This is a genomic window from Euzebya rosea (assembly GCF_003073135.1).
Taxonomy (GTDB): domain Bacteria; phylum Actinomycetota; class Nitriliruptoria; order Euzebyales; family Euzebyaceae; genus Euzebya; species Euzebya rosea.
The window spans coordinates 1-20023 of the sequence record NZ_PGDQ01000025.1 but is presented as its reverse complement, the minus strand read 5'-3'; the positions used below and the strand labels follow the sequence as shown (position 1 = coordinate 20023).

The window sequence follows — 20023 nt, the reverse complement described above, 5'->3', positions numbered from 1 at the left end:
TTCGCGAAATCCCAAGAGCTAGGGGAGAAACATGCTGTACAGAGTCCTACTCGTCATGACGCTCATGGTGGCGTCCTTCGGCGTGTTGGCACCCGCGTCGGCCCAGGCGCCGTGCGTGCCAGGCCGTTATGTCTCGTGCCCGCCGCCTCAGGGAACTCCGGAACCCACCGAGGGCCAGATCCGTCAGACGACGCCGTGCGGCACGATCATCGTCACCGGAGACAACTGGGGGAGCTCCACGGTCACCATCGACCGCGAGTTCGACTCCGACGACTGCCCGGGCGAGCCCGGCGCGCCGGACGTCATCGAACAGGACCCGGTGAACCCGTCAGGCCAAGCAGCCTTCGCGGCGTCGAGGGAATCGACGATCGTGGCTGACGTCGCCGAGGACGGCACGTTCAGCGTGGCCCTGCAGGTTCCTGCCGACGTCGACACCGACACCTACGAGGTGCGCGTGTCCGGCCAGGACCTCTCCGGTCAGGCCAAGAACCAGACCTACACCTACAACGTGACGCCCACGGCGGCCTTCACTCCCAACACGGCGGACAGCGCGACCTCCAGCAACACCGCGTACGCAATCGCGGCGCTGCTGATCGCCTCCATCCTGCTGGTCGGGCTCAACTGGCAGCCCCTCATCCGGCGGATCCGCCGGTGACCCGCGGTCGCAACGAGCAACGGGAGACCAACACCATGAAGACGCGCACTTCTGCACTCATCGTTCTCGGTGCCCTGCTGACGGCTCTGCTGCCGGCAGCCGCCGCCGGGGCATCGACCTCTGCCGCTGATCGCCTGCTCGCCGCAGGCGCCGGCGTCGGCTTCGGCCCGGCAGCCACCCAGTCCGCATTCGCCGCCCAGGCATGCGGTGTGGACGGCACCGGCGACGTGGTCGACCTGGACAACGACGACGCCGCGATCGACGAGGGTCGCGCAGACATCACCAACTACTGTGTCAACTACGGCGCCACCACCGTGACCCTCAGCGTCACCGTGGACGAGGCGACCGACCCGGCCACCGACCCCAACTGGCAGAACAGCCTGCTGGGCATCTTCATCGACACCGATGAAGACGGCGCTGGCGAGTTCTTCGCACAGCTGTCCTCCGACTCCGCAGGCGGTGCGCTCACCGCCTCGGTCGAGGACCGCAGCACCACGCCGGCTTCCGAGGCCTGCGACGCCGGCTGGACCTACAACGACGGCACCACCACGCTGACCTTCCCGGCCAGCTGCGTGGACAGCCCCGACACCATCGCGGTGAACCCGGGCGTCATCTACGACCAGCGGGTCACCGACACCGACGGCGTGGCGGCGTTCGACACCGTCTTCGAAGGCGACACGGGGATGTCCGACCCGGTCGGCGCTGGTGCGCTGCCCGACGGCGTCACCCGTCTGGCCGGCGGCGAGCGCATCGCCACCGCCATCGCCATCTCGCAGCAGGGCTGGGAGGACGAGTCGACCGACACCGTCGTGCTGGCCCGTGCTGACCTGTTCCCCGATGCCCTCGCCGGCACCCCGCTGGCGATCTCCCTCGACGCCCCGATCCTGCTGACCCCGACCGACAGCCTGTCGGACCTGACCAGCGCCGAGATCGGCCGTGTCCTTGGTGACGACGGCACCGTCGTGCTGCTGGGTGGCGAAGCGGCCCTGTCCGCCGACGTGGACCTGGCTGTCGCAGCCCTCGGCTACGACACCGTTCGCTACGGCGGTCCCAACCGCTTCGCGACGGCGGTCAGCATCGCAACCGACGGCCTGACCACCCCCGACGAGGTCCTCCTCGCCGACGGTGGCGACTTCCAGGACGCCCTGGTCGGTGGTACCGCAGCCGGCACCGCCGACGAAGGCGACGCCGCGGCGCTCCTGCTGACCGACGGCGACACCATCCCGTCCGAGACCCAGGCCTACCTCGACACCATCACCGGTGACGACGTGACCGCGATCGGCACCATGGCCTCCGGCGCCTCGCCCGGCAGTCCCTCCATCGCGGGCGACTCCGCAGCTGCTACCTCGGCCCTGGTTGCCGAGGCGTACTTCCCGAACCCCACCGCGATCGGCATCAGCCGGGACGACGTCTTCGCCGACGGCCTGACCGGTGGCGCCCTGGTCGGCAATCCCGACCGTGGGTACGGACCGCTGCTGCTGACCCCGACCGACAGCCTTGCGGCCGAGGTCAACGACTACATCGACGCCAACGCCGACACCATCGACTCTGCCGTGATCTTCGGTGGCGTCGCAGCCGTCAGCGAGGACGTCGAAGCTGAGGTCGCCGACTCCATCTAGGGGCTAGCGACACAGCCAGGACAGCAACTCCAACGAGCGCGGTGTGGCAGCAGCCGCACCGCGCTCGTTGCGTTCGGTCGTGGGGACCGAACAGCAAGCCAGTGAGGGCAAGGACCCAGGAGGGGTGGGCATGACGAAGAACACGACAGCACCGATGGCACGGCGGGCGGCACGACGAGCGGTTGACATAGCGCTGTTGGCGTTGGCGCTCGTGGTGGCGTACTGGATCAGGTTCGACTGGGACATCCCGGACCGGTCCTTCACCCAGCTCGCGCAGGTCCTCGTGTTCGTCGTCGGCCTGGAGTACCTGCTCATGGTCCGCCTGCGCGTCGTGGAGGGCAGCTGGCGCTACGTCACCATCGGCGACCTCGGCCTGCTGGTCCGGGCCCTCTACATCGCCTCGGCCACCCTGGCCGTCCTGCGCCTGCTGGGCCCGTCGCTCGACCTGCCGGGACTGCCAGGCGAGCTGACGTCCATCCCCTTGGGCGTCACGGCGATCAACTTCTTCACCTCCCTCGTGGCGGTGGGTGGGGCACGGGCCGTCCGTCGGTCGCTGTCGGAGTCTGCCGAGATCCGACGGGCCACCGGCGACTCGGTCACCCGGACGATCCTGATCGGGGCCGGCGAGGCTGGTGTGGCGGTCGCTCGCCAGCTGCGCCTCCGGCCAGACCTCGGCCTGGACCCCGTCGGCTTCGTCGACGACGACCCCAACAAGCAGGGGCAGCGGATCCACAACCTCGACGTGCTCGGGGGCATCGCGGACCTGCCGGAGCTGATCCAGGCCCACGAGACCGAGCAGCTACTGATCTGCATCCAGACCCCGCCCGCCGACCTGGTGCGGCATCTGGGGGAGATGGCGGCCACCGCCGGCATCGAGGTCCGGAAGGTCGCCGGCCTCGCCCAAGTCGTCGCCGGCAGCATGGAGCTGCGCCCCCGCGCCATCGAGCTCGAGGATCTGCTGCACCGCGATCCCGTCGCGACGGACCTTGCCGGCCTCGACCGGCTGGTCGCCGGCCGTGTCGTCATGGTCACCGGCGCCGGCGGCAGCATCGGATCGGAGCTCTGCCGACAGCTTGCCGCACGCCGACCCGCCAAGCTGGTCATGGTCGAGCAGGCCGAGAACGCCCTGTACCAGATCGAGATGGAGCTGCGCCCCGACGCGGGCACGACCGAGCTGGTCTGCGCCATCGCCGACGTCGTCGACCGGCAGCGCATCCGGGAGGTCATCTCGACCCACCGGCCGTCCCTGGTCGTGCACGCCGCCGCGCACAAGCACGTCCCGATGATGGAGGCCAACCCGGTCGAGGCGTTCAAGAACAACGTCGTCGGCACCAGGACTTTGGTCGACGCCTGCGCCGACGGGGGAGTGGACCGGTTCGTCCTGATCTCCACCGACAAGGCCGTCAACCCCACCTCGGTCATGGGTGCCACCAAGCGCGCCGCCGAGCGCTACGTGGTGGCGAAGGCCGCCGAGATCGGCCGTCCCTACTCCGCGGTCCGGTTCGGCAACGTCCTGGGGTCATCGGGCAGCGTCGTCCCCCTGTTCCGCAAGCAGATCGACCAGGGTGGCCCGATCACGGTCACCCACCCCGAGGTCCGTCGCTACTTCATGACCATTCCGGAGGCCGTCCAGCTCGTCCTGCAGACGGCGGTCATGGGGACCAGCGGCGACATCTTCGTCCTCGACATGGGCGAGCAGATCAAGATCACCCAGATGGCCGAGGACCTGATCCGGCTGTCGGGCCTGCGGGTCGGCCAGGACATCGACATCGAGTACGTCGGCCTGCGCCCGGGGGAGAAGCTCTACGAGGAGCTCGGGCTGACCTCCGAACGCGCCCTGTCCACCGAGCACCCCAAGATCTACCGCTGGCAGACCGCCGGGGAGGTCCCGGTCGCCGAGCTGGCCGCCCAGCTCGACGCCGTGCCCTTCGACGCCCCGCTGATGCTGCGCTACCTGCGCCGGCTGGTGCCTGAGTTCGAGACGCCGTCGGAGGCCCGCCCGGACCTGATCCTCTCCGACATCAGCCAGACGGTGGACGTCACCACCTGACCGGCCAGTCGCTGCCCGGCCACGAGGACCGGGCAGCGCGCTGGTTCGTCAGTCGAACGCGGCGGCCCACGTCGCCGGGCCGACGATGCCGTCGGCGGTCAGGCCCCGCTCCTCCTGGAACAGCCGGGCTGCCCGGTCGGAGTCCGGGCCGAAGATGCCGTCGACGTCCAGCGGGGCACCGTCGGCGCCACGCCAGCCGCGTTCCCGCATGCGGGCCTGCCACTCGCGGACGTCCTCGCCGCGGGTCATCGGGTCGGTCAGGCGCAGCAGCCGGCCGGGGAACGTCCCGTCCGACACCTGCTGCGGGTCGCCTCCCGCCGCCGACACGGGGACACCCACCGACTCCATCGCCGCGAGGGTGGCCGGGCCGACGATGCCGTCGACCTCCAGCCCTCGCGCCTCCTGGAACGCCCGGGTCGCCGCATCGGTCGCCGGGCCGAAGACACCGTCGGCCCCGAGGCCCGCGTCGACGGCACGGTTCAGCGCTTCCTGCCAGGCCTGCACCGCCTCACCACGATGCCCAAGCCGCATGGCACCCGAGCCTCCCTGACCCGGCACCTCCCCGCGAGCCACGGCGGCGACCAGGCTGGGATAGGGGTTGCGGTAGTGCTGGCGCCACGGCGCCCGTTCCAGCTCGGGGTCCTCGAACGCGGTGTCGAAGATGGAGAAGTGCAGGTGCGGCGGGGTGTCCTCGGCGTTGCCCGAGTCCCCCAGCCAGCCGATCAGCTGACCTCGGGTGACCTGTACGCCGACACGGATTCCCGGCGCGTAGGCACGTTCGTGGCCGCCCTGACCGTCGTCGGTCCCGGGCGTGTCGTTGTTGAGATGGATGTAGGAGTACGTGACCCCATCTCGGCAGATCCGCAGCATGTAGCCGTAGCCGGGCATCGGCTCGTTGATGCCCGGTGCGAAGCAGATCTCGCCCGACACCACGGCGTGGACCGGTTGGCCCTTCACGCCGAAGACGTCTGTGGCCTGATGACGCCGATCACCACCGTCACGGTTGGCGGTGTAGGTGTCGTCGAAGGTGACGGACCCAGCCACTGGGAAGGCCAGGTCCAGGACAGCGTTGCGGTCCGGTGCAGCTGACGCGTGCGGGACGTTCAGCAGAACGGCAGGCAGAGCGATCAGCAGAACAACGGCACCGACGAGGGGGAAGTCTCGATGCACGACGGAAACGTTACGACCGGATCGTGTGCGAGTGTGGGACGTCGTGCACACGTCTGGTCCCGAAGGCGGACGATCAGCGAGGATACGCCCATGCCTGCCAACGACACGACCGACCACGACCTGACCGACCCGTCCTTCTACGACTGGTTCACCACCGAGCGGGTCAGGTTCTCCGACACCGACATGGTCGGCCACGTCAACAACGTCGGGCACACCGCCCTGATCGAGACGGGACGGATCGCCTACGCCATGGAGCTGTCGGGCCGGGTGGAGGTGCCCTTCGGCCGCATCATGTTCGTCCGCCTCGAGGTCGACTTCCGCGAGGACCTGTACTGGCCCAGCCACGTCGACATCGGTGCGCGCATCGTCGGCGTCGGCACCTCCTCCTTCCGCATCGCCACCGGCGTGTTCCACGAGGGCGCCTGCAAGACCACGGCCATCAACGTCATGGTCCACCTCGGCGACGACCGCCGGGCCGCCCCCATCCCCGACGACATGCGTACGGTCCTGGAGGGCGAACTGCCCGGGTGAACACACCCGGGCAGCCACGATGGTCAGGCGTGGCGCCCGACCGACATCCCTAGCTGGTCACGTGGTCCTCGTCGTCGTGCAGCCCGGAGGACGTCCCACCCGGGTACCCGGCAGCTGACGAGCTGCCCGACCCCACCGATGCCGAGCCCGGGACCGGCTTGCCCGGTACCCCGTTGACGCTCTGCGTGGAGTACGCGTAGGTCAGCACCGAGTAGGCGACCGCGTCGACGTTGACGTCCAGCGCGTGCAGGTTGACGTTGTCGTAGTCGTCGCAGGCCAGGTGGTAGCAGGGGTCGTACTGATCACCGGCCGTGCCGCCCCAGGTCTCGGCCTCCGCAGCCGTCTTGATGCCTTCCGCGCCGGTGAAGAGGCCGCCGGACGGCACACCCCGTGCGATGAAGGGCCCGTAGTCGGAACGGCCGGAGAAGTCAGTGCCCTTCCACGACTCACCGACCTGCCGGTAATAGCTCTCGAACAGCGTCTCGATGGCGGCCGATCCGGCCGGCCCGGGTCCGGCGCCGACGCCGTCGGAGTCATCGCCGTCGTAGACGAAGAACACGTGGTTCGGCGACCCGATCATGTCGAAGTTGAGGTACAGCGCGATGTCGTCGAGCTGCTCCTGGGTGCGAGTGTCGATGTAGTGGTGGGCACCGAGCAGGCCCGACTCCTCCGCGCCCCACAGGGCGAACCGCACCTTGTTGCGAGGGTTGACCTTCTGCATCGCCTCGGCCGTCTCCAGGATGGCCGCGGTTCCCGAGCCGTTGTCGTTGATGCCGGGGCCGGCGTTCACGCTGTCGAGGTGCGCGCCGACCATGACGACGTTGTCGGGGTTGCCACCGGGCGTCTCGGCCAGGACGTTGGCGGTCGTGGCGGTGCCGCGGAATGTCTCGGCCTTCAGGCGCATGACCAGTCCGGAGGTGGTGGCCAGCTGCTGCCCGACCTCCTGCGTGACCGACGTGACCGGGATGTCCAGCGTGAACGACGACGACAGCGTGCCATTGAGCGTTCCAGTCGTGTTGTTGTAGATCACTACGCCGGCAGCCCCAGCCGCCGCGGCGTTGCTGGCCTTGAGCGCGAAGGCGCAGGCGCCGCGGCTGATCAGCGCGATGTTCCCGACCGGGAAGCCGGCGAAGTCGCCAGCCTCGCACCCGGGCGTCGCGTCCGCCGGGGGAGCGGGCAGCGCCGTGACCGGTGCGGTCACGTCGCCGCTGCCGGAGTAGGACATGATGTTGGTGGCCACCGGCCCGGCGGGTGCCGGTGCCACCTGTTCGAGGACGGTCCGGGACAGCGTGAGGAACGTCTGGAACTGAAACTCCTGGACCGTCACGTCGTAGCCGGCGGCGCGGAACACGTCAGCGGCGTACGCGGCCGAGGCGTCGTACCCGGGTGTGCCCGACGTGCGGATCCCGTTGTGCTGGTCGGCGATGGCCTGCAGCGCTGCCTGGTGTTCCCGCGCCCCGTCAAGGGTGACGCAGTCCATCAGCTTCTTGTAGGTGTTGTTGGTGCGGCTCTCGCAGCCGCTGGCGCTGGCGCCGGCCGCCGGCAACGCCACCGCGGCGAGCGCGAGGACAAGCAGGATCATGTATCTGCGCATGGCAAGGACCTTTCCTCCTTGGGGCCCGCCAGCGGACTGCGATGGGCCGTGAATCCGCGGGACACTAGTACTGAATGACTACTGAGACCAGACCCATTTCAGCCGATATCGACAGACCGTCATGTCGTTGATCGAGCGTGATGTGGCTGGGGCGGGTCAGCCGCGACGACGCTGGACCCACAGCGCGGCCTGCGTCCGGTCCTGCACGCCGATCGCCTGGTAGATGCGGGTCAGGTGGGCCTTCACCGTCCGCTCGGTGATGCCCAGCCGGCGGCCGATCTGCTTGTTGGCCAACCCCTCGGCAACCAGGTCGAGGACCTGCTGCTCCCGGTCGGTCAGGGCCGGGCCGGAAGGGGCGCTCCGGGCGTCCAGCATCGCCCTCGCGGCCTTGGGATCCAGCACCGCCCCACCCTCGTGGGCCGTGCGGATCGCCTCGGCGATCTCGGCGGGTTCGGCGTGCTTGAACAGGTACCCATCGGCGCCGGCGTCGATCGCCGCCACGATGCGATCGGGCTCGCCCAACGACGTCAGGACGACCACCCGTACGCCCGGGTGTGCGGCCTTCAGCGCCCGGGTGGCCTCCACCCCGTCCATGACCGGCATGGCCAGGTCCATCAGCACCACGTCGGGAGGATCGTCGGCCGCCAGATCCACCGCCCGCCGGCCGTCCTCGGCCAGGTGCACGACGTCGAACCCGCCGGCGGCCTCGAGCAGCATCCGCAGCCCGTTGCGGACCACCGCGTGGTCGTCGACCACCATCACTCGCAGCACGGTCACAGCGGCACCTCCAGCTCGATCGCGGTCCCGGCCCCGACCCCGGAGGAGAGGGTCAGCAGGCCGCCGAGCTCGCGGGCGCTGTCGGCCAGCAGCCGGAGGCCGAAGTGGCCGTCGGCGTCGCGGTCGTCCCCGGTCGGGTCGAAGCCGCTGCCGTCGTCGTCGACCCGGAGTCGCAGCCGGTCGTCCACGGCGGTCAGCGTGACCACGACACGGCCCGCCCCGGCGTGCTTGTCGACGTTGCGCAATGCCTCCTGGGCGATGCGGTGCACCAGCTCGGCGGTCGGACGGGGGATCGGCACCCGGACGTCGGCGTCCAGCTGCACGTCCCGTCCGGCCGCGCGATGTCGGGCCAGCAGGTCCTCCAGCGCCGACGCGAGGCCCTGGCCGTCCAGGTCCGGCGGGTAGATGTCGACCAGCAGGGTCCGCAGCGCCCCGACGTTGGCCCGCAGCGTGGTGGCCGCCGACTCAGCAGTCTCCCGCACCCGGTCCGGATCCTCCGCGGACGCGACCGCGGACAGCTCGAAGGACAACCCGGCCAGGTCCTGCACCACCCCGTCGTGCAGGTCCCCGGCGATCCGACGCCGTTCCAGGGCCGAGGACTCGAGGCTGCGGACCAGCAGCTGCTGGCGGTGCACCGCGCCGTCACGCAGCCGGCGGGCCATCGACCACGCCAGCGGGACCTGGACCAGCTGCAGGACCAGCAGCCCGCCGATGACCAGCGGGGCGAACGCCGTCCACACCCGCCGGCCGGCCTCGTTGACCCGGCGGAGGTCGAAGTACGCCTCGTACAGCAACGGGGCCCCGTCGGGCCCGTCGATGGGCAGGTAGACCTCCAGCAGCTCGGACTGGGACGCCTCGAACCGGTTCTCCGGCGACGACAGGTCGGACTCCTCCACGACGATGTCACCGGAGGCGATCGCGGCCTGCTTCTCCTCGTCCCAGGGGTGTGGTTCGCCGATCAGCCGGCTCTCGTCGGAGTACAGGATCGTCCCGCCGTCACCGTCGGGTTGCCACAGCTTGACCCGCACCAGCGACCCGCCGAGCACGGCGTCGATGACCGTCTGGTTCAGCGATGACAGGCTCGTGGCGTCGCCGGTCAGGATGCCCGGGTCCAGGGCGGGCTGGATGATGCCGACGCCGGTCAGCCGGGCGATGCGTCGGGCCTCGTCCAGCGCCACGTCCCGGCCGACGGACTGGCTGAGTGCGACGCTCGCAAGGAGGACCAGCCCGAGGGCGATCAGGCCCGCCGCCGCGAAACGCCAGACGAGCCCGACGACGCTGGGCACGCCGACGGATCGGACAACGGCTATTGAGGTCTCGCCGGGGGGTGCCGACATGGGGGAGGCATACCACGATTCACCGGGTCAGCACGGAGTACTACGACCAAGGTCCAGTGGTGGGACCCGACCGGGTCGCCCGCAGGATCATCGTGCTGTACTCGCCGAACGAAAGGACGTCAGCGTGACCACGCCGACCGCGATCAAGACCCTCCTGTCCATGCTCCTCGTGCTCGTACTGGGGGTCTCGACCGTCGCCCTCGCCCAGGATCCGGTGGACGACCCCGCCGAGGACACCACGGACCCGACGGACGAGGAGTCCGAGCCCGAGGAGGAGGAGTCCGAGCCGGAGGAGGAGGAGTCCGAGCCGGAGGAGGAGGAGTCCGAGGACGAATCCGACGACGAATCGGATGACGACGAGTCCGACGACGACCGACAGGTGCGCGGCGCGCGGGTCTTCGGTGCCGACCGCATCTCGACCGCCGTGGCCATCAGCCAGTACGAGTTCCGCGGTGGTGCCAGCGAGGTCTACCTGGCCCGCGCCGACAACTTCGCCGACGCCGTCGCCGCTGGTGCGCTGCAGCACGGTCCCGTCCTGCTGGTCCCCAGCTGCGGTGAGCTGCCCCCGATCGTGGCCGAGGAAGTCGCCCGCCTGCACCCGCACAAGGTCGTCGCCCTCGGTGGCCCCAACGCCATCTGCGACGACATCCTCGACGCGGCGATCGCTGCGGCCAGCGCCGGTCGAGGCCACGATGACGACGACGATGACGACGACAACGACGACGAGATCGGTGACGACGAGCCGCGCACCGAGGAGACCACCTACCTCGACCTGGCCGTCGGCGAGCAGGCCACGCTGGACGCCGCCGAGATCGGCACCGTGACCATCGAGCGCACCGAGACCGGCGTGTCGCTGGTCGACGCGGTCGCCGTCGACGACACCTGGACGGTCACCGTCGAGGACGACGAGGTCGACGAGGTCCACGTCCGGTTCCGCAACGGTGACACCCGTGTCGACCTGGGTGCGGAAATCGAGGACGAGCAGGTCCGCGTGCGGGTCCGTACCCGCCAGGACTGACCGCCGGGGAACACCACCACGAAGGAGGAGGCCGCCGGGGCCCTGCTCGCCCCGGCGGCCACCGCCACCAGCCCGTGGGAGACTGACATCCGATGGACCACCCCGAGCGCCGGACCGTCGTCCTGCACGACCCCGACCGGTCACCGACCGGCCCGGCGCCGAGCGCTCGCGAGTCCCTGCGGCTGACCGGCGCGTCGGTCCTCGCACTGGTCCTCGTGGTCGGCGTCGGACTGACCGGCGCGCAGCTGACCAGCAGCTTCCTGACCGACCCCGCCCGCTCCGCGCTGGAGGGGCTGTGGCTGGAACCCGCGGCCGCCGCCACCGTCGCCGAGGACCCCGACGACGACACCGTCGAGGACCGCCCCACGGCCACGGAGTACGAGGGGGACGACACGCCAACGGAGGAGGACAGGGAACCGTCACACGACGGTGTCCTGTCCGGCGTGGACGGCCCCGACGACGACCGGCCAGCGACATCTGCACTGCCCGGCACCGACACCCCGGACCGGGACGGCCCCGGCGAGGACGACGACGAGCCCGCGACGTCGCGCCCGAACAACCAGGGCCCGGGCTCGAGCTCCCAGGGATCTGGCAGCCAGGGGTCCGGTGACGACGACCCGGACGACGCCGAGTCCGAACGGGACGAGCCCGAGGACGACGAGTCCGAACGGGACGAGCCCGAGGACGACGAGTCCGAACGGGACGAGCCCGAGGACGACGAGTCCGACGAGCGCGACGAGGTCGAGGCCCCCGAGCGGGACGAGCCCGACGAGGTCGAGATCCCCGAGCAGGACGAGCCCGACGAGGTCGAGATCCCCGAGCGGGACGAGCCGGACCAGCCCGACGAGATCGAGGTTCCCGAGCCGGACGAACGCGACGAGGTCGAGGCCCCCGAACGCGACGAGCCCGAGCGGGACGACGCCGAGGAGCGGGACGACGCGCGGGAACGGGACGAGCCCGAACACGAACCGGACCTCGACGACTCCGACGACTGACCGGTCGGGCGGTGGTCCGCCGGGTCAGGCCGGCGCGGGCCCCGTCGACCCGCGGGCGATCAGCTCGGGGTGGAACGCAAGCTCGGTGGTGGACAGCTCGGCCCCCTCCGCCGCCTGCACGCACAACCGGGCGATCGCGCGGCACAGCTTGTCGACCGGCTGCCGCACCGTCGTCAACGGCGGGTCGGTGTGGGGGATCAGCATGCTGTCGTCGTAGCCGACCACCGACACGTCCTCGGGCACCCGCAGCCCCCGTCCCCGCACCGCCTGGACCACGCCCAGCGCGATGATGTCGGACGCCGCGACGATCCCCGTGACCCCACGGTCCAGCAGCACGTCACCAGCCCGACGACCGCCGGAGATCGTGTAGGCCTCCTCCACCACCAGTTCGTCGGCATGGACCCCTGCCGCCTCCGACGCGGCCGCCCAGCCGACATGACGCTGTGACGCCGCCATGTAGCGCAGCTGGCCAGCCGCCAGGCCGATCCGACGATGTCCCAGCCGCAGCAAGTGCTCGGTCGCCAGCCGGCCGGCCTCGACGTCGTCGGTGGTCACCGCCGGCAGGTGCTCCAGACCCGGCGCCCGGCCGTTCACCACGATGACCGCCACCCCTCGCTCCCGGAGCTCGTCGTAGACCCCGTGGTCGGCCCCGGTGTCGGCGTGGGTCCCGGCGACGAACACCGCGGCTGCCACCCCGATGTCGGCCACCGCCTCGACGTGGACCCGCTCGCCCACCCCGTCGGGGCTCGACGTGCACAGGATCGTCGTCATCCCCGACCTGCCCAGCCGGCTCTCGATGCCCTGCGCGAACGCCGGGAAGATGGGGTTGGTCAGCTCGGGCACGAGCAGCCCGACCGTCCGTCGTCGTGGGCTGCCGCGCATGCCGCTCGGCTCCCACTCAAGCTGCCGCAGCGCGTCGACCACCCGGTCGCGCACGGCGTCGCTGACCCCCGGGCGGTCGTTGACCACCCGGCTCACCGTGGCGGTGCTGACGCCGGCAAGCGTCGCGACGTCCTTCAGCCGTGGCCGCATGCCACGCACCATACCCGACTGAAATTTCTTGCAGAAGCGGTTTACGTTCTTGCAGTGGCTGCGTAGCATCGCGTCGACCGGGTGGAGGGCCCGCCGATCGACACGCACGAGGAGACAGCCGTGAAGCGACACGTTCTTGTCCTGCTGATGGTGGTGCTGGCCATGGTGGCCGCCGCCTGCAGCAGCGACGACACCACGACCGACGACAGCACCGAGGGTGCTGCGGTCGACCAGACCGACGCCACCGAGGAGGCCGCCACCGAGGACGAGCCTGCCGAGGAGGCGACCACAGAGGCGACCGAGGAGGAGGCGACCGAGGAGGACGCCGCCGCCGAGCCCACCGAGGACGAGGCCCCCGTCTCGCGCGCCGACGCCGACCTGGTGATCTGGGCCGACGAGACCCGCGTGCAGGCCCTCGAGCCGTTCGTGGAGCAGTTCGGCACCGACAACGGGATCACCGTCGCCCTGCAGGAGCTGGAGTTCGACGAGATCCGCAGCCAGTTCTCCACCGCCGCCCCCGCCGGCGAGGGTCCCGACATCATCGTCGGCGCCCACGACTGGCTCGGTGAGCTGGTCACCAACGGCCTGGTCGCCCCGATCGACCTGGCCAACGCCGCGGAGTACGCCGACGTCGCCATCGACGCGATGACCTACGACGGCCAGCTCTACGGCGTCCCCTACGCCATCGAGAACATCGCCCTGGTCCGCAACACCGACCTGGTCCCCGAGGCGCCCGCCACCTTCGAGGAGCTCGAGCAGATCGCCCTGGACCTGCAGGAGTCCGGCGAGGTCGAGATCGGCCTCGCGCTGCAGGCCGACGCCGCCGACCCGTACCACAACTACCCGCTGTTCACGGCCTTCGGCGCGAGCGTCTTCGCCGTCAACGAGGACGGCACCTACAACCCCGACGAGCTGGGCCTTGACACCCCCGAGGGCCTCGCCGCCGCTGAGCAGTTCGGCGCCTGGGTCGAGTCCGGCCTGATCAACCCGTCGGTCACCTACGACGTCATGGTCGACAGCTTCGCCAGTGGCAACGCCGCCTTCGCGATCACCGGCCCGTGGGCGGTCTCCCAGGAGGACCCGCCCGGCTTCCGCGCCCAGGGCGTCAACTACGCCGTCAGCCCGATCCCCTCGATCCAGGGTGGCACCCCCGAGCCGTTCGTCGGCGTGCAGGGCCTGATGATCTCCTCCTTCAGCGAGCAGGGCCTGCTGGCCCAGACGTTCGTCCAGGACTTCATCGGCACCGAGGAGGTGCAGCTGGCGCTGTTCGAGGCCGGCGGCCGTCCCCCGGCGCTGCTTTCCGCCTTCGAGCAGGTCGCCGACGACCCCGACGTCCAGGGCTTCGGTGAGTCCGGCCAGAACGGCGCCCCGCTGCCCGCCATCCCCGAGATGGGCTCGGTGTGGACCGCCTGGACCGACGCCTACGAGCTGATCTACGACCAGCAGGGCACGCCCACGGAGAACTTCCAGGCTGCGGCCGACCAGATCCGCAACCTGATCGCCGAGGGCTAGGCAGGACCCGCAGCAGGAGAGGAGGGAGGCGCCGCCGATGTCGGGGTTCGTCGAACGAGTGACCGGCGGGGCCTCCCCCCTCGGGATCCTGCTGCGGCTGAGCGTGCTCGGCCTGGTCGTCTACCAGGCCGTGGTGTTCACCGGCACGCTGGTGGGGGAGCAGGCCTGGGTGGGGCTTGGCGCCATGTGGGCGGCCACCGTCGCACTCGTCTGGCTGTTCACCCGACGCGGCCACACGCCGCTCAAGTTCATCGTCCCGGGCACCCTCTTCCTGCTGGTGTTCCAGATCTATCCCGTCCTCTACACCGGCTACGTCAGCCTGACGAACTTCGGCACGGGCAACGTGCTGGACAAGGCCGGGGCGATCGAGCAGCTGCAGGCGCAGGCGACGCGGGTGCCTGCCGACGCGGTCCGCTACGACGTGGCCGTGTTCGCCGACCCCGACGCCGGTGAGGACGCCGGGGTCGAGGGGATCGGCCTGCTGCTGACCGACCCCGACGAGCAGGTGTTCTTCGGTACCGCCGAGGAGCTCGTCCCGCTGGAGGACCTGCCCGACGTCACCGTTGAGGACGACCGGGTCGTCGCCGTCGGCGCCTATGAACGCCTGTCGTTGGTCGAGGCGCAGGCCGTCCAGTCCGCCCTCGGGCAGCTGCGCGTCCCCGCCGAGGCCGGTGCGATCCAGCTGCAGTCCCTCACCACCGCGGCGCGGGCCGAGACGACCCGCACCTACGACGAGGAGCGCGACGTCCTCGTCGACCTGACCACGGGGGAGGAGTACGCGCCGGTCGACGGCAACTTCGTCAGCGACGACGGCGACGTCCTGCAGCCCGGCTGGGTCGCCGTCACCGGCCCCGGCAACTACACGCGGGCGTTCACCTCCCCCCTCATCCGCGGGCCGTTCCTGCGCGTCTTCGCGTGGAACTACGCCTTCGCGATCGGGTCGGTGTTCCTGACCTTCGCGCTCGGGCTGGCGCTCGCGCTGGCCCTCAACGAGCCGCGGCTGCGGAGCCGACGGCTGTACCGCAGCCTGCTGGTCATCCCCTACGCGCTGCCGTCGTTCCTGACCGCGCTGGTGTGGGCCGGCCTGCTCAACACCGAGTTCGGCGCCGTCAACGAGCTGATCGGGGCGAACATCCCGTGGCTCAACGACCCGGTGTGGGCCAAGGTGTCGATCCTGCTGGTCAACCTGTGGCTGGGCTTCCCCTACATGTTCCTGGTGTGCACCGGCGCGCTGCAGGCCATCCCCGGCGACATGCTCGAGGCGGCGTCGGTCGACGGCGCCAACGCGTGGCAGAAGTTCGCGCGGATCACTCTGCCGAACCTGATGATCACGGTCGCGCCGCTGCTGATCGCGTCGTTCGCGTTCAACTTCAACAACTTCAACACCGTTTACCTGGTGACGCGCGGTGGACCGCCGATCCAGGGCGCCCAGACCCCCGCCGGCCACACCGACATCCTGGTCAGCTACGTCTACCGGATCGCCTTCGAGTCCGGCCGTGGTGCCGACTACGGGTTCGCCGCCGCGATCGCCGTCCTGATCTTCGTGATGGTCGCCGGGATCAGCGCCTACAGCTTCCGCTACACCCGCTCGCTGGAGGAGATCGCGTGATGCGATGGTTCCGTGACCTCGGCTGGCGCCACCTCGTCGGGCTGCTCGCCGTCGCCTTCGCCCTGTTCCCCGTCGTGTGGGTCGTCTCGGCGTCGGTCAACCCGACCAGCACCCTGTCGGGTCAGCAGCTGGTCCCCGACAGCCCGACGCTGGACAACTTCCGGCGGCTGTTCGAGACCGGCTTCTGGACGTGGTTCCGCAACTCCATGGTCGTCGCCGGGGCCGGGGCGTTCGGCACGGTGGTGCTGGCCGCCCTCGCCGCCTATGCGTTCAGCCGGCTGCGCTTCACCGGACGACGCGCCGGGCTGCTGAGCCTCGTGCTCGTGCAGATGTTCCCCCAGCTGCTGGCGTTCGTGGCGATCTACCTGATGATGATCCGCATCGGCGACGTCGCCCCGTCGATCGGGACCGGCACGATCAGCGGCCTGATCCTGGTCTACCTGGGTGGCGCCATGGGCGTGAACACCTGGCTGATCAAGGGGTTCTTCGACACCATCCCCCACGACCTCGACGAGTCCGCCCGCGTCGACGGCGCCACCCACTGGCAGATCTACAGCCGGATCATCATGCCGCTGGCCGCCCCGATCCTCGCGGTGGTCGGGCTGCTGGCGTTCGTGACGATCCTCAACGACTTCGTGATCGCCAACGCCGTGCTGTCCAACAACGAGGACTCCTGGACCCTGTCGATCGGCCTGTTCCGCTTCGTCGCCGATCGCTACGGCGCCCGCTGGGGCCCGTTCGCAGCGGGCGCCGTCATCGGATCGGTGCCCACCGTTCTGCTGTTCCTGTACCTGCAGAAGTACATCGTCAGCGGCCTGACGCAGGGCTCGGTCAAGGGGTGACGGATCGTCCGGGCCGATCGGTCCAGCACGGTCGAGTTGACGCGGCGCCGTCGGGCACGTACACATTGTGCCGATGACGTGCACGATCGTTTCGCCGCTGACCAGCCTGCCGCTGGTCGCCGATGACGTGCGCGCGCTCGGCCTCCTTCTTCTTTGACGCCGCAGGGTGATGCGTCGCATCCACTCGCCCTGCGGAGTCGTCAGTGGATGCATCTCGCGTGATTCCCACGCCGCAACGCATCGATCCAGGAGAAGACCCCCGCCATGTCCCAGACCGGTACCCCCGTCACCGACGTCCCCGCCACCACCCCCGACGGCAAGCCCGTCACCATCTTCGACACGACGCTCCGCGACGGCGAGCAGGCCCCCGGCATCTCGCTGGACGTCGGTGAGAAGCTGGAGATCGCCGAGCAGCTGGCGCGCCTGCGGGTCGACGTCATCGAGGCCGGCTTCCCCATCACCTCACAGGGCGACTTCGACGGGGTCAAGGCCATCGCCGACACCGTGGGGACGCACCGGTACGCCGACGGCGGCGCCGCGCCGGTCATCGCCGCGCTGGCCCGCTGCCATCCCGACGACATCCGCAAGGCCGCCGACGCGCTGAAGGGTGCGGACGCCTCCCGGATCCACGTCTTCCTGTCCACCAGCGAGATCCACCGCAACGTCATGCTGAAGGGGGCCAGCGAGGACCAGATCATCGAGCAGTCCGTCGAGGCGGTGAAGCAGGCGCTGTCCTACACCGACAACGTCGAGTTCTCGCCCCAGGACGCCACCCGCACCAACCCCGACTTCCTGCTGCGGATCGTCGATGCGGTCGTCGAGGCCGGTGCGACCACCGTCAACATCCCCGACACCGTCGGCTACGCCCTGCCCCACGACTTCGGCGCCCTGATCGGTGACATCGTCCGCCGGGTCGGCGACGACGCAGCCATCAGCGTGCACTGCCACAACGACCTGGGCCTGGCCGTCGCCAACTCCGTGGAGGCCGTACGCAACGGCGCCCGCCAGGTCGAGGTGGCCGTCAACGGGCTGGGGGAGCGGGCCGGCAACTGCTCGATGGAGGAGGTCGTCATGGCGCTCAACACCCGCCGCGACCTGATCAACAAGTCCCTGGGCATCAACACCAGGGAGATCGCCCGGACCTCCCGCATGGTGGCCCAGCTGACCGGCTACCCGATCCAGTTCAACAAGGCCGTCGTCGGACGCAACGCCTTCGCCCACGAGTCGGGCATCCACCAGCACGGCGTGATCCAGGACCGGCTGACCTACGAGATCATGAACGCCGAGGACCTGGGCTACACCGGCGCGCAGATCGTCCTGGGCAAGCACTCGGGTCGGCACGCCTTCGCCCAGGCGCTGGAGGAGATGGGCTACACCCTGGAGAAGGAGGAGATCGGCCGGGCGTTCGACCGCTTCAAGGAGCTGGCCGACCGCAAGTCCGACATCTCCGACGCCGACCTGGAGGCGATCCTGGCCGACGAGCTGTACAGCGCGGCCGAGGACGCCTACGAGCTGGTCTGGACCCAGGTGTCCGGCGGCACGACCACCGCGCCGACCGCCACCGTGCGGGTCAAGCACATGGACGACGGACGCGAGGTCACCGAGGCCGCCGTCGGCGACGGCATGATCGACGCCGTCTGCGGCGCGATCCGTCGGGCCTGCGGTGTCGACGGGCGGCTCGTCACCTACAACGTGGCGGCCGTGACCCCGGGCGTCGACGCCCTGGGTGACGTGACCTGCCAGGTCGAGGTCGACGGCCGCCGCTACACCGGCCGTGGCGTGTCCACCGACGTGGTCGAGGCGTCGGCCCGTGCCTTCGTGAACGGGCTCAACAAGGCGTTCCGCCTGGCCGGAAACCCCAAGGCCCAGACCGGCGCCCCCTAGGTCCCTCCCTGAAACTGGCAAGACCTCTCGCGAGGTACTGTGACGTCGGCCGCAGCACATCGGTACTGTGACGTCACTCTCACCTCAGCGGTACTCTGACGTCATGGCTGACGTCAGGACGGTGCTGAACAACCCGTTCGAACCCGGGTCGGGGGCGGTCCCCCCGATCTGGGTCGGGCGAGACGACGAGCTGGCGGACATCTCCAGCCGGCTCGTCCCTCGTCGACGGGCAGGACTGTTCGAGCGCGGCAGGACCTACCTCGGTGATCCCGGGCTGGGCAAGTCGGTGCTCGTCAACCGCATCGCCGAGGAACGTGCACGGGCCGGCGACCTGGTCGCCGGCCCGTTGCGCATGGCGCTGGGCCGCGATCCGCTGGCGGCGCTGGCCGACGTGCTCGCCCCGCTCGTGCCGGCGGGGGAGCGGGTGGCCGGCAGGGTCACCTCGGCGCTGGAGCGCGTGCGCGAGGTCGGGTTGCTGGGGGCACGGGTCGGGATGACCGTCGCCGACGAGGACCGCTACGCCTCGTTGTCGGACCTGGTCGAGGGGCTGGCGGTGCTGGCCTCCGAGACCGACCGGCTGCTGGTCATCCGCGTCGACGAGGTGCAGAACCTGTCGGGCGCCGGGCTGTCGCAGCTGCTGACGATCCTCGGTGACGCGCTGGAGATGCAGATGCCCGCCACCGACGTGACCGGCAACCGGGTGATGGAGTACGCGCCCGTCGTGGTGCTGCTGTCGGGGCTGCCGGCCTTCCCCGAACGGGCGGCAGCGGCCGGTGCCACGTTCTCGCGTCGGTTCGCGACCACCTACCTCGACCCGTTCACCGACGACGAGGTCAGGGCGGCGCTGGCCTTCGCGTTTGCCGACGGCTACGAGGTGTTGACCGACGACGGCCCCGCGCTCGTGCACCTGGAGGTGGCGGCGCGCGAGGCGCTGGTCGAGGTGTGCCTGGGCGACCCGTTCCTGTTCCAGCTGGCCGGTGCCGCGGCGTGGGATGCCTCTCCGGGGGCGGTGCTGACCGCGGCCGACGTGCGGACGGGCTGGGATCGGGTCCGGCGCGAGGTCGGGGCCCACGTGCGACAGCGCACCGCCGGGTTGACCGAGCTGCAGCTGTCGGTCCTGACGGCGGCGGCGCGGGCTGACGGCGAGCAGGCCAACGGCACGACGCTGGCGCAGGCGGTCGGCCGCCGTGCCTCCTCCGACATCGGGTCGACCCTTCAGGCGCTGGTCACCAAGCGCCTGCTGGCGCTCGGCCCCGACGGCTATCGCGTCGTCTCGCGTGCGGTGGCGCGAAGCCTGGCGGGCGGCTGACCGTCAGATCGAGTCGGGATCGATCCCGGCGGCGCGCAGCGCCTCGGCCAGGCGATTCGCCCGTTCGGTCTGTCGGCGGGCTTCCTCGG

General features: G+C 70.4%; 16 protein-coding genes. 11 read left to right on the top strand and 5 right to left on the bottom strand.

Annotation, left to right across the window (positions count from 1 at the left end):
• Positions 1 to 64: 64 nt before the first annotated feature.
• From CUC05_RS22925 to CUC05_RS22915, 3 genes are all read left to right on the top strand, one after another.
• Entirely contained in the window at positions 65 to 655 is a 591-nt protein-coding gene (locus tag CUC05_RS22925; RefSeq protein ID WP_157965913.1) for a hypothetical protein, read from the top strand.
• 35 nt (positions 656 to 690) lie between these two features.
• Positions 691 to 2274 carry a cell wall-binding repeat-containing protein gene (locus CUC05_RS22920; protein WP_157965912.1) on the top strand — a complete coding sequence of 528 codons (1584 nt, stop codon included), beginning with the start codon at positions 691 to 693 and terminating at the stop codon, positions 2272 to 2274.
• A gap of 130 nt (positions 2275 to 2404) precedes the next feature.
• A complete protein-coding gene (locus tag CUC05_RS22915) occupies positions 2405 to 4324 on the top strand; it encodes a polysaccharide biosynthesis protein (RefSeq protein ID WP_108668472.1) in 1920 nt (639 codons plus the stop codon).
• A gap of 48 nt (positions 4325 to 4372) precedes the next feature.
• Here the strand turns inward: CUC05_RS22915 and CUC05_RS22910 are convergent, their stop codons facing one another.
• Positions 4373 to 5494, bottom strand: a complete 1122-nt coding sequence (locus CUC05_RS22910; RefSeq protein WP_170128099.1) for a peptidoglycan-binding protein — start codon at positions 5492 to 5494, stop codon at positions 4373 to 4375.
• 90 nt (positions 5495 to 5584) lie between these two features.
• Between CUC05_RS22910 and CUC05_RS24995 the strand changes: the two genes are divergently transcribed.
• Positions 5585 to 6025 carry an acyl-CoA thioesterase gene (locus tag CUC05_RS24995; protein ID WP_170128098.1) on the top strand — a complete coding sequence of 147 codons (441 nt, stop codon included), beginning with the start codon at positions 5585 to 5587 and terminating at the stop codon, positions 6023 to 6025.
• 49 nt (positions 6026 to 6074) lie between these two features.
• Here CUC05_RS24995 and CUC05_RS22900 read toward each other — a convergent pair whose 3' ends face one another.
• The 3 genes from CUC05_RS22900 to CUC05_RS22890 form a co-directional block, all read right to left on the bottom strand.
• The gene (locus tag CUC05_RS22900; protein WP_108668470.1) at positions 6075 to 7619 is read right to left on the bottom strand and encodes a M20/M25/M40 family metallo-hydrolase; all 1545 of its coding nucleotides are present in this window, start codon (positions 7617 to 7619) and stop codon (positions 6075 to 6077) included.
• Positions 7620 to 7775: 156 nt separating this feature from the next.
• Complete coding sequence (locus tag CUC05_RS22895; protein ID WP_205712505.1) at positions 7776 to 8396, bottom strand: response regulator; 621 nt, start codon at positions 8394 to 8396, stop codon at positions 7776 to 7778.
• The gene (locus CUC05_RS22890) at positions 8393 to 9682 is read right to left on the bottom strand and encodes a sensor histidine kinase (RefSeq protein WP_108668469.1); all 1290 of its coding nucleotides are present in this window, start codon (positions 9680 to 9682) and stop codon (positions 8393 to 8395) included. The genes CUC05_RS22895 and CUC05_RS22890 overlap by 4 nt, the downstream gene beginning before the upstream one ends.
• Before the next feature lie 175 nt (positions 9683 to 9857).
• Between CUC05_RS22890 and CUC05_RS22885 the strand changes: the two genes are divergently transcribed.
• Both CUC05_RS22885 and CUC05_RS22880 read left to right on the top strand, forming a co-directional pair.
• Positions 9858 to 10751: a cell wall-binding repeat-containing protein gene (locus CUC05_RS22885; protein WP_108668468.1), complete on the top strand. Its 894-nt coding sequence runs from the start codon at positions 9858 to 9860 to the stop codon at positions 10749 to 10751.
• Positions 10752 to 10843: 92 nt separating this feature from the next.
• Positions 10844 to 11746, top strand: coding sequence for a prolipoprotein diacylglyceryl transferase (locus tag CUC05_RS22880; RefSeq protein ID WP_108668467.1), 903 nt, complete (start codon positions 10844 to 10846; stop codon positions 11744 to 11746).
• Positions 11747 to 11770: 24 nt separating this feature from the next.
• Here the strand turns inward: CUC05_RS22880 and CUC05_RS22875 are convergent, their stop codons facing one another.
• Positions 11771 to 12778, bottom strand: a complete 1008-nt coding sequence (locus CUC05_RS22875) for a LacI family DNA-binding transcriptional regulator (RefSeq protein ID WP_108668497.1) — start codon at positions 12776 to 12778, stop codon at positions 11771 to 11773.
• Positions 12779 to 12898: 120 nt separating this feature from the next.
• Here CUC05_RS22875 and CUC05_RS22870 point away from each other — a divergent pair, with 120 nt between their 5' ends.
• The 5 genes from CUC05_RS22870 to CUC05_RS22850 all read left to right on the top strand — a co-directional run bounded on the left by CUC05_RS22870 (position 12899) and on the right by CUC05_RS22850 (position 19934).
• Positions 12899 to 14290: a sugar ABC transporter substrate-binding protein gene (locus CUC05_RS22870; RefSeq protein ID WP_157965909.1), complete on the top strand. Its 1392-nt coding sequence runs from the start codon at positions 12899 to 12901 to the stop codon at positions 14288 to 14290.
• Between the two features lie 37 nt (positions 14291 to 14327).
• Positions 14328 to 15899: an ABC transporter permease subunit gene (locus CUC05_RS22865; RefSeq protein WP_108668465.1), complete on the top strand. Its 1572-nt coding sequence runs from the start codon at positions 14328 to 14330 to the stop codon at positions 15897 to 15899.
• Entirely contained in the window at positions 15899 to 16741 is an 843-nt protein-coding gene (locus CUC05_RS22860) for a sugar ABC transporter permease (protein WP_108668464.1), read from the top strand. Before CUC05_RS22865 ends, CUC05_RS22860 begins: the two co-directional genes overlap by 1 nt.
• Positions 16742 to 17005: 264 nt before the next feature.
• A complete protein-coding gene (locus CUC05_RS22855; protein WP_108668463.1) occupies positions 17006 to 18625 on the top strand; it encodes a 2-isopropylmalate synthase in 1620 nt (539 codons plus the stop codon).
• A gap of 103 nt (positions 18626 to 18728) precedes the next feature.
• A complete protein-coding gene (locus tag CUC05_RS22850) occupies positions 18729 to 19934 on the top strand; it encodes an ATP-binding protein (RefSeq protein WP_108668462.1) in 1206 nt (401 codons plus the stop codon).
• Positions 19935 to 20023: the final 89 nt, after the last annotated feature.